16 protein-coding genes and 1 pseudogene are annotated in these 15175 nt (G+C 39.0%); 9 read left to right on the top strand and 8 right to left on the bottom strand.

The window, feature by feature from the left end:
• Positions 1-127: 127 nt before the first annotated feature.
• Entirely contained in the window at positions 128-736 is a 609-nt protein-coding gene (locus AC4EHK_RS04905; RefSeq protein ID WP_490977667.1) for a 3'-5' exonuclease, read from the top strand.
• Between the two features lie 361 nt (positions 737-1097).
• Here AC4EHK_RS04905 and AC4EHK_RS04900 read toward each other — a convergent pair whose 3' ends face one another.
• Both AC4EHK_RS04900 and AC4EHK_RS04895 read right to left on the bottom strand, forming a co-directional pair.
• Positions 1098-1772 carry a response regulator gene (locus AC4EHK_RS04900; RefSeq protein ID WP_142826075.1) on the bottom strand — a complete coding sequence of 225 codons (675 nt, stop codon included), beginning with the start codon at positions 1770-1772 and terminating at the stop codon, positions 1098-1100.
• A gap of 27 nt (positions 1773-1799) precedes the next feature.
• Complete coding sequence (locus tag AC4EHK_RS04895) at positions 1800-2945, bottom strand: sensor histidine kinase (protein WP_490977666.1); 1146 nt, start codon at positions 2943-2945, stop codon at positions 1800-1802.
• Positions 2946-3100: 155 nt separating this feature from the next.
• On the opposite strand from AC4EHK_RS04895, the gene AC4EHK_RS04890 reads away from it, so the two are divergent.
• Together AC4EHK_RS04890 and AC4EHK_RS04885 are read left to right on the top strand one after the other, a co-directional pair.
• Entirely contained in the window at positions 3101-3736 is a 636-nt protein-coding gene (locus AC4EHK_RS04890; protein WP_490977665.1) for a YigZ family protein, read from the top strand.
• Positions 3737-3907: 171 nt separating this feature from the next.
• Complete coding sequence (locus tag AC4EHK_RS04885) at positions 3908-4957, top strand: LCP family protein (protein WP_490977664.1); 1050 nt, start codon at positions 3908-3910, stop codon at positions 4955-4957.
• Positions 4958-5045: 88 nt separating this feature from the next.
• Here AC4EHK_RS04885 and AC4EHK_RS04880 read toward each other — a convergent pair whose 3' ends face one another.
• On the bottom strand, positions 5046-6122 hold the full coding sequence (locus AC4EHK_RS04880) for a glycosyltransferase family 4 protein (protein WP_490977663.1): 1077 nt from the start codon (positions 6120-6122) through the stop codon (positions 5046-5048).
• A 208-nt stretch (positions 6123-6330) separates the two neighbouring features.
• Positions 6331-7293 carry an NAD-dependent epimerase/dehydratase family protein gene (locus AC4EHK_RS04875; protein ID WP_490977662.1) on the bottom strand — a complete coding sequence of 321 codons (963 nt, stop codon included), beginning with the start codon at positions 7291-7293 and terminating at the stop codon, positions 6331-6333.
• Between the two features lie 108 nt (positions 7294-7401).
• On the opposite strand from AC4EHK_RS04875, the gene AC4EHK_RS04870 reads away from it, so the two are divergent.
• From AC4EHK_RS04870 to brnQ, 3 genes are all read left to right on the top strand, one after another.
• Positions 7402-7704, top strand: a complete 303-nt coding sequence (locus tag AC4EHK_RS04870; RefSeq protein ID WP_490977661.1) for a hypothetical protein — start codon at positions 7402-7404, stop codon at positions 7702-7704.
• 63 nt (positions 7705-7767) lie between these two features.
• Positions 7768-7944: a CsbD family protein gene (locus AC4EHK_RS04865; RefSeq protein ID WP_490977660.1), complete on the top strand. Its 177-nt coding sequence runs from the start codon at positions 7768-7770 to the stop codon at positions 7942-7944.
• Between the two features lie 119 nt (positions 7945-8063).
• The gene (gene brnQ / locus AC4EHK_RS04860) at positions 8064-9386 is read left to right on the top strand and encodes a branched-chain amino acid transport system II carrier protein (RefSeq protein WP_490977659.1); all 1323 of its coding nucleotides are present in this window, start codon (positions 8064-8066) and stop codon (positions 9384-9386) included.
• Positions 9387-9428: 42 nt separating this feature from the next.
• Here brnQ and AC4EHK_RS04855 read toward each other — a convergent pair whose 3' ends face one another.
• Together AC4EHK_RS04855 and AC4EHK_RS04850 are read right to left on the bottom strand one after the other, a co-directional pair.
• A complete protein-coding gene (locus tag AC4EHK_RS04855) occupies positions 9429-10298 on the bottom strand; it encodes a YflT domain-containing protein (RefSeq protein ID WP_490977658.1) in 870 nt (289 codons plus the stop codon).
• 134 nt (positions 10299-10432) lie between these two features.
• Positions 10433-11026, bottom strand: coding sequence for a general stress protein (locus tag AC4EHK_RS04850; protein WP_490977657.1), 594 nt, complete (start codon positions 11024-11026; stop codon positions 10433-10435).
• Positions 11027-11535: 509 nt separating this feature from the next.
• Between AC4EHK_RS04850 and AC4EHK_RS04845 the strand changes: the two genes are divergently transcribed.
• The 3 genes from AC4EHK_RS04845 to AC4EHK_RS04835 all read left to right on the top strand — a co-directional run bounded on the left by AC4EHK_RS04845 (position 11536) and on the right by AC4EHK_RS04835 (position 13862).
• On the top strand, positions 11536-12831 hold the full coding sequence (locus AC4EHK_RS04845) for a helix-turn-helix domain-containing protein (RefSeq protein WP_490977656.1): 1296 nt from the start codon (positions 11536-11538) through the stop codon (positions 12829-12831).
• 5 nt (positions 12832-12836) lie between these two features.
• Positions 12837-13172: a hypothetical protein gene (locus AC4EHK_RS04840; protein ID WP_490977655.1), complete on the top strand. Its 336-nt coding sequence runs from the start codon at positions 12837-12839 to the stop codon at positions 13170-13172.
• A gap of 96 nt (positions 13173-13268) precedes the next feature.
• Positions 13269-13862, top strand: a complete 594-nt coding sequence (locus AC4EHK_RS04835) for a DUF3267 domain-containing protein (protein ID WP_490977654.1) — start codon at positions 13269-13271, stop codon at positions 13860-13862.
• A gap of 35 nt (positions 13863-13897) precedes the next feature.
• Here the strand turns inward: AC4EHK_RS04835 and AC4EHK_RS04830 are convergent, their stop codons facing one another.
• Together AC4EHK_RS04830 and AC4EHK_RS04825 are read right to left on the bottom strand one after the other, a co-directional pair.
• Complete coding sequence (locus AC4EHK_RS04830; protein ID WP_490977653.1) at positions 13898-14632, bottom strand: gamma-glutamyl-gamma-aminobutyrate hydrolase family protein; 735 nt, start codon at positions 14630-14632, stop codon at positions 13898-13900.
• A gap of 188 nt (positions 14633-14820) precedes the next feature.
• Positions 14821-15151 (bottom strand): annotated as a pseudogene (locus AC4EHK_RS04825) (MGMT family protein).
• Positions 15152-15175 lie beyond the last annotated feature (24 nt).

Genomic DNA, 15175 nt, shown 5'->3' with positions numbered 1-15175 from the left:
TTCCTCCTGCGCTTCATTTTGCCATAGGCGGTTGGTGAATACAATGAAGAAACTGTGTCAACTCTCAAAACGGAATATTTTCTGGTTTTGCGGTACACTAGTAGGTACAAATTATAGGAGGGCTTGCATGGAAAAAAGAGATGCACGACAAATACTGGAACAAAAAATGAAGGAAACACGCTCTCAATGGAACCGCAAACAACCCACACGCCCCAAAAAATATAAAGCAAGCATGCAAAAAGTGGAAGATTACGTAGTTTTGGATTTTGAAACCACGGGATTGCGTGCGGGAAGCGATAAAATCATTCAAATCGGAGCTGTTAAATACATCAATCATGAACGGAAAGAAACCATGTACTTGATGGTTAACCCCGAATGTTCAATATCGAGTACAATTACCCGCATCACAGGCATCACCAATAAAGATGTTCAAGATGCACCGATTATTGAAGAAGTGGCTCATGAACTGATTGCATTTATCGGCGGTCTGCCAATCATTGCTCACAATGCACCATTTGATATGGGTTTTCTTTACGCACTTGAAGAAATCACACCAATTCCCGAATACACGGTAATCGATACCGTCAAACTGGCCAGAAGAGCAATTACTCAAACCCCGAACCACAAACTGACCACACTGACTGCTTTTTTAAAATTGGAACACAACGCCCACGATGCATTGGGTGACTGCCTGGCAACAGCCGCCATCTACCAATACTGCTACGACAGGATTTGAAGAAAAGCGCAAGCTGCCGTGTAGATTCGACGGGCATAAGACGCTCTGGCGAAGCGGCATGTTTTCAGCCGCATAGCCAGAGTGGCTTATGACCCTAGAATCTGGCAGCTGGAGTCTGGACAAAAGAAAAGCGTAGGCGCCCGTGTAGCTCTGCCGGGCATAAAACAGACCAGCAAAGTGGCATGTTTTCAGCCGCACAGCTGGGTTGGCTCATGATCCGAAGAGCTGGGCGCCGGAGTCTAGACACTGAGAAAAGCGCAAGCTGCCGTGTAGATTCGACGGGCATAAGATATTTCGCTGATTTTCATTCATACAAAAAAGACGGCATGCCTGCAAAAGCAGACATGCCGTCTTTTATTTATTATCTTACTTCTACCCAACCATTTTTGATTGCGGTCACAACCGCTTGTGTCCGGTCATTCACCTGCATTTTCTGCAAAATGCTAGACACGTGATTTTTGACCGTTTTCTCAGAGATGAACAAAGTTTCCCCGATAACACGATTACTCTGACCATCTGTCAACAATTGAAGAACTTCGCTTTCACGTTTCGTCAACAAATGATAAGGGCGGCGTATTTCTGTTTGATGGAAAGAACCTTTGTTTTCCCGCTCACTCAAACGACGGAACTCCATTACTAAGTTGCGTGTCACCTTGGGATGTAGGTAAGATCCACCTTTTGCCACAACTTTAATGGCTTGAATAATTGCATCTGCATCCATTTCTTTAAGCATATAACCTAAAGCACCCGTTTTTAACGCATGAGTTACGTATGATTCATCGTCGTGGATGGACAGCATAATGACTTTAGCATCAGGAAATTTTTCGATCAATTCGCCAGTAGCTTCTACACCATTTTTTTGCGGCATGTTGATATCCATCAATACCACATCCGGCTGATTTTCTTCATATAATTTAACGACTTCGTTGCCGTCTCCGCCTTCAGCCACAACTTCAAACGAACTTTCAAAATCTAAAATTCTTTTTACACCTTCACGGAATAATTGGTGATCGTCAATAATAATAATTTTTGTCATCACGTCGTCCTCCTCGAATACCCTATCTTATATACCCTTTTTAAAGGGAATATGAAACATTAAGACCGTTCCGTTCCCAGGTGAGGAGTTGATGAAAAAGTCACCTTCGACTAATTCAATTCTCTCTCTCATACCTGCCAAGCCAAATGACTGGTTTTTAACAATTCCTTGATCAAAACCAGTTCCATTATCTGTTACGATAATCTTAACTTGATCTGTTAACCACTCTAATTCAACGGTAATTTCAATCGATTTGCCGTGGCGTATTGCATTTGAAATGCCTTCCTGAACAAGGCGGAAAATAGCGGTTTCGTACTTATTGGGCAACCGCACTTCTTTACCAGTTGAGTGGAATTTCAATTTAATGCCTTTGTTATACTCTTCAATAGTATCGATGTATTTTTTCAAGGTCGGCACTAGACCCAAATCATCGAGGGCCATTGGTCGTAAGTCGTAAATAACTTTCCTTACCTCAGTGAGAGCCTGTCTGACCATTTCTTTTAATGATGTAATCTCTTGGAAAGCCAACTCAGGACCCTTTTCGCGGTAAGTTCTTTCGATCAAATCTGAACGAAGCAGGACATTAGCCATCATTTGTGCAGGGCCGTCGTGAATTTCTCTGGAGAGACGCTTTCTCTCTTCTTCTTGTGCTTCGATAATGCGAAGACTATAATCCTTGCTTGACTTGTCCTTGCCAATTGCTTCATCCACATTCTTTAAATCTGAGGTCAAATAACTGCTGGCTACATTCACTTGATTGACCAGGTTTTCGGCTCGCTCAATTGTTTGAAGCAATACTTGAAGCCGCCGTTGCAGTTTATCGCGCTTTTGCCGATATTTTTTCTCTTCATTTCGATTAAGAGATAGCTGTACTTGAAGATCATTTGCCTGCTCGTATACTTGGCGAACCTGACTTTCAGTAAAAGAATTAAAAAATTGCGATACCTCAGCCAAACGTCTACGGGCAGCACGAGTTTTCTCTTCTAAGAAATCCCCAGCCGCGATCACACGGGAAATATTTAATCGGACGTCTTCTAGTTCATCTTTCATTTCTTCATAACTTTGACGACTTTCTTCACTAATGACGAAGATATCTTGTTTTGCCTGTTCCATTCCAGCCAACATGTCATTAAAAATAGAATCAGGTGCTTTATTACCGATTTTCTTTGCCATTCTAAAACCGCCTTAGCTATACTAACTGTATCCGGGTAAATTAATTGCTTCTTTATACCTTGTCGGTTGTACTAAGTATATCACTATATAAGCAAGATCATATTAAATATACGTTACAAATTATCTGATTTTATTTTACAACAGGAGGAGTCAAATTGCGAGATAATTACACAACTGTAGGCGTTTCTGCCAGTGCAGAAATACTTATCCAAAAATCCAGGTTCATTGGACATGCTGCACGTGCAGAGACAGAACAGCAAGCCATTGAGTTTATCGATTCGATTAAACTTCTTCACCGATCCGCTACTCACAATTGTTCAGCTTATCTTATAGGAGAACATGACTCTGTCCAAAAAGCCAACGACGATGGTGAACCCAGTGGCACTGCAGGATTCCCTATGCTCGAAGTACTAAAAAAACAAGGTTTAAAAGATACCGTGCTTGTAGTTACACGTTACTACGGCGGCATTAAATTGGGCAGTGGAGGATTGATAAGAGCATATGGAAAAGCCGCGTCATCTGCACTTTCGGCTGCTGGCATCGTAGAAAGAAAACTTCACTATCTGATGAAAGTTTCGATCGATTACACTTGGCTTGGAAAGCTGGAAAATGAAATTCGGCAGTCTCCATTTCCATTGGACAACATGGAATATACGGAAGGTGTAGACCTCTATATTCACGTTCCTATTGAAAAAGAGGAGGAGTTTATCAGTTGGATAAATGAACTGACAAACGGTCAGGCACATGTCAGTAAAATTGACAATCAGTTCCTTGAATTTAAATTGTCTTAATTCTTTTCATTTACGCATTTCGAAAACCACTGTATAATATCAAAAGCACAGAAAAATGAAACATTCACTCTTTAAAACCGTCTACTGAAAAGAATATGCAACATTGATAAAAATTGGATTGATCCGAATTAAATACTCGGTTGGCCCATAATCAATAGAGGAGCAACTTACATGAACCGAAAAGTTTATCGGAAAACCAAATCGAGCAGGAAAAGAACCATTCTAAAAGTGATTGCCACTCTTGCTGTTTCACTTCTTATCTGTGTCTCTGTTTATGGAATTTACTTAGTTAAACAAGCAGAGTCTGCCGTAGATAAAGCATTTGATGACGACGTTACAGTTTCTAATTTACGTGATGAAAAAGTCGAACCACTTACCGATAACATCTCAATCTTATTTATAGGAGTAGATGATAGCGAAGAACGAAATCAAAGTGATGACAACATACGGTCCGATGCACTCGTATTAGCGACGTTAAACAATCAAGATAAATCTATTAAGCTCGTTAGTGTTCCTCGTGACACTTATACGTATATACCCGATGCCGGATATGAAGATAAAATTACCCATGCATATGCCTATAATGGTCCAAGTTCTACGATCGAAAGCGTAGAAGAATTATTAGATGTACCCGTTGATTACTACTTGCGAATGAACTTTGATGCTTTTATTGACACTGTCGATGCATTAGGTGGCATTAAAGTTGAAGTTCCTTATGATTTGACTGAACAGGATGAAAATGATTTGAAAAATGCTATCGAATTAAAAGAAGGCATTCAGTTTGTAAATGGCAGTGAAGCACTGGCATTAGCTAGAACACGTCATTATGACAACGATATTGAACGCGGCAAACGTCAACAAATGATTTTGGAGTCTATTATGAACCGCGCCCTATCTGCTGGATCGATTACCAAATATGGAGATGTGATTCAAGCGGTTGGTGGAAATATGAAAACCAACATGAGTTTTCAAGATATGCAAGCATTTTTCGAATATGCGAAAAACGGGAAACCGGATGTAGAAACTATTACACTTGATGGATATGATGATATGACTACCGGGATTTATTACTGGCAACTTGAACAAGAGTCTCTTATGGAAGTACAAGACGTATTACAAAGTCACCTAGGTTTGAAGCCAGATACTTCTAATTTAACTATCAATAATACCGAACAAGAATTGGCGGAATATCCGCTTGACGATGAAAAAACACCACAATAACCAGCTGTGGTGTTTTTTTGTGTAACATCCGATCTATGCAAAAAAAAAAGGAGTGAACCAAAAGCAAAATGCTTCAAGTTCAATCCCGTTACTTGCCGAAGAGCCTTACCAGATTTAATAATGGGCGGTAATTCTTACCTGCCAAGCCCACCACTTCTACAAAGAGCTCTATTGCAACCAGCATGACACTGATCAACAAAATCCCACCCCAAAGAGTTGCTTGTGAGAAAAGGAGTGCGGCAAGTCCGAACAATGCTGCAATGCCATAAATTATTAAAACCGTTTGTCTATGAGAAAAACCAATATTCAATAAGCAGTGATGTAAATGGGATTTATCCGCTTCGGAGATTGATTTTTTTTCACGCACTCGACGAACGATAGCAAAAAATGTATCTGAAATAGGTACACCCAACATGATGATTGGGATAATCAATGCCACAACGGTGACATTTTTGAAACCCATCAGGGCCAGTACTGAAATCATAAATCCTAAAAACAAAGCACCTGTGTCACCCATAAATATTTTAGCAGGATGAAAGTTGTATACTAAAAACCCTGAAGTACTGGCTGCCAAAAGAGCCGCCATTGACATGACGTAAACATCTCCCATAATGAATGCCATTGCTGCCAAAGTTAGTAAAGCAACTGTTGAAACACCAGCCGCCAATCCATCAAGACCATCAATTAAGTTTATCGCATTAGTAATCCCAACAATCCAAATAATGGTCAATGGAATACTTAGGTAGCCAAAATCCAGAACACCACCAAATGGTAAGTTAATAAATGAAATTTCAAGTCCACCACCAACTACGACAATTCCCGCAGCTGCCAATTGTCCAAACAATTTTGCTTTGGCACTAATTTCATACATATCATCGAGTACACCCGTGATAATAATGATTAGAGCTCCTAAAATAATAGACATTTCAATTGAAATAAATGATGCTTCGATCGCATTTGAAATGGGATCTTGAGGTGTCAATATGAAATATGCAATTAAAAATGAACCAAAAATGGCCAACCCGCCCAAACGCGGCATTATTCTCGCATGAACTTTTCGGTAATTAGGACGGTCAACTGCTCCTACGCGAAAGGCAATACGCTTAACAATCGGAGTCAGTACAATCGAAGCGATAAATGCCAAGACCATGGTAAGGTAAAGCATATCTTTCCTCCTCAAAACATCTTTTATACATACATATCAGTATGTATTATAGCATGATTCCATTAAAGATAAAGAAAAAACTGCATTAGGAATTCAAGCTCTCAATGAATTGGACGCACTTACAGCAATAAAGTTTCAACATCATCATTTTTATGATAATTTTCTGAGAATCTACTTGGAATTCTAAAATCTCAAAATAATTCGGAGTTTATAATTTTAAGTTTTTTAATAATTTATGCTCTTTCTCTTTGTTTATCCCAGCTTTCAACTCCGAAATCCCTTCAGCTTCGCTCCATTGAAGCGTATCTTTTGCCGACTGCTTAACAGGACGCAGCGCAAGTCCTTGTGCTTTAGCTTTTTCATTATCTGCCAAGATAAACCCTTCAGGAAAGTCTGCAGAAACTGGAATCCAAAAAGGCAACTCGAAAGCCTGCAGTCCCTCTTCTAATAGATAGGAATCATCTGCCCAAACAGTCTCCGGATTCCCAAGGGATACTCCCGATACAAATTTCTCCATCGATTCAGAGTCAGCAACGACATTGAATACGCCGGTCGCCTCTTTTTCAATCTGAGAAACTGTAAATTGCGCTAAATCTCTGGCATCAATCCATTGCACCTTCCGTTGTTTGCTTCCAGGAATCAAAACTGGTCCTTCTGAATTTAATTTAATAGCCCAATAGGTAAATCGGTCTGTCGGATCCGCAGGGCCAATGACAATACCAGGACGAATAATCAATGCTTTCTCGCTTACCTGTTCTTCAATGTACCGCTCACACATCACCTTTAAAGGACCATAGGTTTCACCTGTGACCTTATCTCCCAATACTCGCTTTTCAAATACAGCCGCATTTTCTTTAACTGGACCTTCCTTAAAATCGGTATAAACAGATATGGTAGAGATAAATGTATAGTGGTCTGTGCAAATATTCTCAATTACCGGCTGGAGGTCTGCTGGAGTGTAAGCTGATGTATCGATTACTGCATCCCATTGCTCATTTGCCAATTTCGCTGCATCTTTTCTGCGATCTCCTAAAATTTTTCTTAGCTCCGGAAATATTCCCGGATTGCTTTTTCCACGATTAAACAAAACCACTTCATGCTTCTTTTCTATAAGTTCTTCTACAATATGTCGCCCGACAAAAGATGTACCTCCAATGACTAAAACTTTCATTTTGCCACTCCTTTAGTAAAGTAGTTTTAATTTCTATATATCTTATAATATGATATATTAAATGGAATAGAACGAATTTTTAATAATTTTCTTAGGAGTGTAAACTAGATGGATGACACGCTTCAATTTTATTTGCTGAAGACTGTATGGACACCTTGGGATGAAGCTGCTGTTTTGACAATGGATTATCAATCCCGGGCAGAGCTCGCTAAGATTATCAACTGCAATGGACTGCTCGTTGACTTGTCTATGGATCAGCATACAGAAGTGAGATTAGCTGTTGCCCAAAATAGGAAAACACCTTTACAAACTCTAAAAAGGCTAAGCGAAGAAGATTTATGTATTACTGTTAAGGATACCGCTAAAGAGACCTTGTTAAACTTGCCAATTATACCTAATTGCTCATGTTAATGTTTGAAAACTCCGATAGAAGGCTATTGTATAAGTAGATGAAATTTAGAGGAGGAATTATTCATGAGCGACAACAAAGGTTTTTCTGACAAAGTAAAAGGTGCAGTAAATAAAGTAAAAGGTGAAGTTAAAGATCAAGTAGGTAATGCTTCAAATGACCCAAACAAACAGGCAGATGGTAAAAAGGACAAAGCCAAAGGAAACATCCAAGATACAATTGGCGATTTCAAAAATAAATAATAACCCAAATCCGGTTCTCCAACCGGGTTTTTCTTTTGCATTTTTAATGTTTTCAAAAATTAAAGAATTCGGTTATAATAAATGTTCGTGTGTAAATGTTATTCATTAAGGAGCTAGTTATGGAAAAGAAGGCGCTTACAAAAACCGATATTTTAACGTTAGGGCTTATGCTGTTTGCGTTGTTCCTAGGGGCTGGAAATATTATTTTCCCACCTTACTTAGGGCAACTTGCCGGCGATCAGCTGGCTTTTGCTATTACAGGATTTTTATTGACAGGAGTTGGCTTACCGTTACTCGGTATCCTGGCTATTGCTAAAGCAGGCGGAGATCTTCAATCGATTGCCGGCAGAGTACATCCTGTATTCGGAATTGTATTTACCTTGATTGTGTATTTGGCCATCGGTCCTTTTTTCGGCATTCCACGTACGGCGACGGTTGCGTTTGAAATCGGTACCGCCCCTTTTCTGCCAACTGCTCTAGCGGAATCTTTTTGGTCTTTAACTGTATTTACGATTGTTTTCTTTACGATTACTGTACTATTTGCCATGAATCCCACAAAACTGGTGGATAGAATCGGCAAAGTGTTGACTCCTTTGCTAATTATAGTGATTGGATTGCTGGCGATAAAAAGTTTTTTAACTCCCATGGGATCTATAAATCCACCCATCGGAAATTATGATACCGAAGCATTTTTCGAAAGCTTCTTGCAAGGTTACTTAACGATGGATGCTATAGCAGCTCTGGTCTTTGGCATAGTAATCATCCAATCCATCCGAAGCAAAGGCATTACAGATACCCGAACCATTTTAAAATCTACGGCGTATGCTGGGTTTATTGCAGCCATTGGATTGTCAGCCGTTTATCTATCTTTAAGTTATATTGGAGCTACGAGTGTTGACGCTATTGGTTTGCAGGACAATGGCGGCATCATTATCGCTATGGCTTCCCGTGTTTTGTATGGTGACATTGGTGGCATCATCTTGTCTGCAGCGATAACTTTTGCTTGCCTCACAACATCGATTGGATTGGTATCCGCTACTGCACAGTTTTTCTTTAAGATTTTGCCGAAGTTTTCTTATATGTTCTATGTTTTATTTTTTGCAGCCTTTTCCGCTATCATCGCGAATGTTGGCTTAACACAATTGATCGCTATTTCTCTCCCAGTCTTATTGGCTATCTATCCTGTAGCAATTGTTCTCGTAATTTTGTCGTTTTTTGATCGTGTATTTTACCGGGAACCGTTTGTTTACGTAATTGCTCTCACATTAACTGCTGTCATCAGTATTTTTGACGCATTGCGTTCAACCGGTATCGCATTCGAACAAGTTGACTCACTACTGGGCCAGCTGCTATTTTTCGAACAAGGCATTGGATGGGTATTGCCAGCAGTTTTTGGCACAGCTATAGGAATTGTAATAGCACGAATTAAACATCAGAACTAACGAAAGGAGCCTTCCCCAAAATCGGGGAAGGCTCCTTTCGTTTTAAAAAATTCTAGGTGTTGGTGGAGTATTATCTTTGTTTCGTTTGATTTTTTCATCGTGCTGATCTCTAGATTCTGTTGTTCTATCCGAATCATTTGCTTGTTCGTCATCCAACAAATGCTGTTCTTCAGAATCACGGCCAAAAGGCGCTGGGCCCAGATTTGGGTCTACACCAGGTGATGGTTCATCCTGACGGCGATTTACTCCGGCTTCCCGCAATAAATTTTCTTCCCCTTCTTTTGTCTGAAGTCCTGGTTCATGATCCAATTCCTTCTCACGTACCGAGCCTTCATCTTTAGATAGTCCACTCGTTGGATGAATTTCATCCCCTTTTAGACGGGAATCCTGAAAGCGGTCCCCCTTGCCTCCTCGAGCATGCTGATCTTCTCTGGATACTTCACGAGCATAAATTTCATCAGGGCCATGATTCGTATCTGTATGGCGCGGCACTGATCCAGATCCAGGTGTTCCAGCAGTTTTTTCTTCCAAGTCTGTTGGAGTGTCAGAATCGTTTACACTAGAGAAATGTTCATCTTCTGATGATGCAGCTTGTCCGTCAGTGTAGAGAAGAACAGCTCCTTTTTCAATTTCTCGTTCATAATCATCTGTTCTGTCCTTATTCAAATTGAAACGATCTAGCTCTTTTCTGACAAGGTCTTTTCCGCTAAGAAAAGATTTGAAACGATTAGACATAGAGTTGGCTTGATCGGTATGAACCCCCTCTGTGTCGGCTGCTTCCACTATTCCTTTATCATTAGCTAGTACATGAATATCTTCTTTGTGGTAGCCTTTTGCTTTTAAGTCATGTATTGCTGTTTCCAATTCTTCTTTAGTATATACAATTTCAAATTCACGATTTCCTGATCTCATTGTATGACCTCCTGTATACTGTGTTATTTTTGTTTACCCTTTCAGACCAATAGCTAAAACCTGCACTAATTAAAAGAAAGGAACTATTGTTAAATTTCGATGTATAGGAAAAACCTTGCGATCGTTCCGCAAGGTTATTTATACTTTTTGTTGCTTTGGCTGTGTTTTTCCGCCTCACTAGATCCGCCTCGAGCTTTTCCAACTTCAGAATCTTCCTGGGTGGAAAAAGAATTATGTTTTTCATCTTTTACTAAAGTAGGGTCCTGTGTAAATGTTTCTCCCCGAGCAAAACGGTCTTCCTGCTCATCAAAATTATTGTCTACCGAATTGATAAATTGCTGTCTTTCAAGGTCAGTTGAACTTTCCCCCTCAGCACCCATTTCGTTACGGCTGATTGCATCAAGTATGGTTTTATCCTTCTCATCTGCATATAAAAGTATTCCGCCTTTTGCCAGATCAGCGGTGTAACGCTCAGTTTCAGAATCTGAAAGCTTTAAGGACTTAACGCCTTCGCGTATGCCGTTATCCCCAGAAATAAACCCCTTAAATTTATCAGAAAATGTATCTACTTCCTTTTTATCAAATGCATAATGTTCAAAATGCTCAACGTTTTTCGCCATGATATGAAGATCCTGTTCTTTATAGCCAGCACTCTTTAGATTTTCTATTTTATTTATCAAATCACTTTCTGAGAATACAACTGCCAACACTTTTTTATCCGAATTCATAGGAAAACCTCCATAGATTTAATAGAATATTCTTTTCCTTGTTTACCCATTATTTGAGATTACGTAACATTTTGCTTTAGTCATTTGTCTAATCACTTTTAACTAGACTAAGAATGCGATTCGTTTGAAAGTTTTTTAGTAACTAAAAAGTAACAAATACTCTCGGAATATGTAGTCATTTCCAACAATCTCACTATAGTAAATAGATGTACCTACAAATCAAGCTATTTATTGTGATTTTTCAATCAGCATTTACCGAAGTAGGCTTATTTTACCTTTTTTCTATTTTTAAAAATTTACAAAATAAAAAAGCAGTTTATTTCGAAAATTGATGATATCATGAATAAAAGATATTAATGCAAAGTAAAATATGAGATGTGGAGGCGACAATTATCGTACTTGGCGATCTATTTTCTTCCTACTTTTCGGATGGACCGAGGAAGGCGGAAAACAACTCTCCTACATGGATGACTGAAATACTGCCCTTGCAAAAGGAAAGGAGAGCAGTAATGGACACGGGAATGCGTTTGAAATACCACCGTTTAAAACAAAAAATTAGTTTGGATGAAATAGCCGCTGGCATACTCTCACCTAAAGAATTAAAAAAAATTGAAAGTGGCACTAAAGATCCCGCCTTAAAAGATTTGGAAGCACTATGCAAAAAGTTGACGATTCCTTTAGCTCCAAAAGACAATCCGATTGGCAAAGTGCTGGTTAAAAATTTTAAGAATTCATTACTTCATCCGCAAAACAAAGCTAAAATTATGGAACAGTATTCCGATATTCAAGGTCACCCTTTATTGCATGCGGATGAGGATGTGGAATTGGAGTACAGCATTCAACAAATTCGGTATTTTATTATCACTGGTGATTTGGATAGTGCCGAAGAGAAAATCAAAGAAATGGATCGTTTCAGGGAATTTATGAATCAAGAGCAGTTTTACCTGTTCCATAAGTACAATGGAAACTATAATTACATTCTCAATGACTATGAAAAAGCATTAAAAACCTATTTAGTGGCTGAAAAAATAGCACCGAATACGATTTCTGCTTCAGAACTTGGAGATCTCTACTATTCAATTGGTATTTCCAGCACAAAGTGCAGAGAAACAGAAATGGCTTTTAAATATTCTGAAATGGCACTGAAGATTTATCAACAGGAGTTCATTCCAAAACGTATTGTAGAATGCCATTTGAATATAGCCATCTCTCATCAACAATTCGGAAATTTTAGAATGTCCATGGAGCATTATAAAAACGCACTAACAATAGGCAACAAATTAGAAATTGACATTCTGCGTTTTACAACAGAATTTAATTTAGGATATTCATATTTTTTGTTCCAAAATTACAATCACTCAATTGTTCATATGGAAAATTCTTTAAAATACATTCATCCAGAGTACACTGCAGATCTTCTACTAAGTTATTGTATTTTAATTAAATCTCAGTATGAAGTGAACAACTTGGTTGCGGCAAAACACTGGGTCGATAAGGGCTTAGAGCTTGTCGAAAATAAAAAACTAAATATCCATTCCCCTACTAATCATATTTTTAAAGAGGCTTATATTGAGTTTATTTGCCTAGTACATCTATTAGATGAAAACTATGATGAGTTTGAGGACTACGTATTAAGCCAATTGATACCAAGTTTAGAAGCTACAGACAATTACTTCGAAAGTGGCTATTATTTTGGACATTTAGGCCACATATACTACGAACAAGGTCGGTATAAAGAGTCAGCTGAGACCATGAACAAAGCAAGAAAATCATATAAAAACATTAATATTTTATTTAGGGAGTGAAAATGATGAAAAAAAATATGACAATTTTATTTTTCTCTATCCTTGCAATAAGCACTTTATCATTTGGTAATAGTTCAAGTTCAACCGATGAAGTTGCTGTCCAAGCGCGCGTTCCTGAGCCTTGGTCTGTCGGTACCGAAGTTGCTGTTCAAGCACGCGTTCCTGAACCTTGGTCTATCCGTAATCAAGTTGCTGTTCAAGCACGCGTTCCTGAACCTTGGTCTATCCGTAGTCAAGTTGCTGTTCAAGCGCGCGTTCCTGAACCTTGGTCTATCCGTAATCAAGTTGCTGTTCAAGCGCGCGTTCCTGAACCTTGGTCTGTTAAACCCCAACAGGTTTAATATCATAAATCTATAATAGGTTGTCGCTTGTTTCATAGAGCGGCAACCTTTTACTTTTTAAATCGATTCCATACTATTATGGTTGGAGGAAATCAAATGAGTGTTGAGGATACTTTTGTCTTGCCTGCTGATTACGTGGTTTTGCGAAAAGTAAATTTAGCCAAAGACAAACACATTAATCTTGTGATTCAGCTCTGCTTTGTTTTCATTACTATGACTCTGATTGGCTTTGCTTTATGGACTGGACTACCTTTGGCGAATGATATAAATCCTTTTTTCTCCTTAGTAATTACTATTTTTTTGGTTTTGATTTATATGTCACTTCACGAACTTACCCACGCATTTTTTATCAAAATTTTTTCTAAAAGACGCCCATCCTTTCGAATTCGCTTTCCATTTCTATCAGTGGGCAGCGAAGCATACTTTAATCGAAGAAGTTTTATCGCCATCGCTTTGGCACCCGTACTGATTTGGGGTGCATTACTGATTTTGTTGTTGTTTTTTGTCCCTTTACAGATTTTCCTTAGTTTTTACGTAGTGCTTATTCTGAATTTTGCTGGTTCGGGAGGCGATTATGCACAAGCGTACGTTGCCCTAAAATCGCCGGCAGGAACATTGCTTCAAGATAACGGAAAAGAAACCATTCTCTATACGACGGTAGATATAAAAAAAGATCCTGGGACTAATTAGTCCTAGGATCTTTTATGTGTCAATTTTTTTCTTGTTTACTGATTTTGTTTTTTATCCACAAGACATTCATCTACAAAACGCTTGAAAATATTCATTGAAGCCTTATCGCCTTGAAGAGCAAACTCCTCTGGATGCCATTGAATTCCCATGGCAAATTGATGATTTTTGCTTTCCAATGCCTCAACTAGTCCGTCAGCAGCATATGCTGCAACTGTTAACTGATCTGATACATCCTTAACCCCTTGGTGATGGAAAGAGTTTACATTGAACTTTTTCTCTTTCATAATATCGTACAGCAAGCTATCTTCTTCCAAAATTACCGAGTGGGTACGGTGAGTCCGCATTGCCATTTGCTTGTGTTGGTTTAGCTCTCCCTCAAATTGAGCTTCTAAATCCTGGTAATTAGTCCCACCAAATGAAATATTAAACATTTGCAGTCCCCGGCACATTCCGATAAATGGTTTGTCCAGTTCTAGAAATTTCAATATTAGTTCCTTTTCATACTCATCACTGCCTGGATATACAGCACCCAAACGTAAATGAGGCTCTTCTCCATACAAGGTAGGATTGATATCGCCTCCACCTGTGACAATTAAGCCATCCAAGCGTTCACAGAGTAACGGGATGTCTTCTTTGTCGACGATGGGTACAATCAATGGCAAACCTCCTGCCTGCAGAATCGCTTGTCCGTATACGGGATCTAATGTATAAGTTTGATCTTCTTCTACTCGCGCTGTTATACCAATGACCGGCTTATCTTTAACTGACATTTAAATCCCTCTTTTCCAATTAATGATCCTGTCCATCAGTTTATATACCCGTTGTTCTTTAATAGATAAACATTTCGCTACAAGACCATAGCTTTGCTTTTGCTTATATGATTGGCATTTCCCGTTTGCTATTTATACGGATTGCATTCTAAATTCCCCTCAAAAAAAAGCCTTTTTAAGGGCTTAGTTTAAAAATTTTTGCTTTCATCTGGCATAGGATCAAAGCGAAATTGATCTAAATCAATACGATCATCGCCATCCACTTCCACGCCTTCTCTTTGCAGTGAGCTCCTCTGAAAAAATCGTGAATCTTCATCTCGCACTACTATTTGTCCCTGTGCGTTAACAATTCGATGCCAAAGGCAAGTTGTACTTTGCACTCATGCTGTGAAGTATTCTAGTCACTTGTCTTGCAGCACGAGGGCTTCCAGCAGCTGCCGCAACTTGGCCATATGTCATCACTTTACCAGGAGGTATCCTCTGTAAGACATTCAAGGCTTGTTCAGTAAAAGTTTTCATCAAGTTCATCCATTCCGTTGGCAG

This window comes from Planococcus sp. TJ-307 (assembly GCF_058268435.1).
Note: the sequence above shows the minus strand (reverse complement) of the source record. Positions and strands in the feature narration are given on the sequence as shown.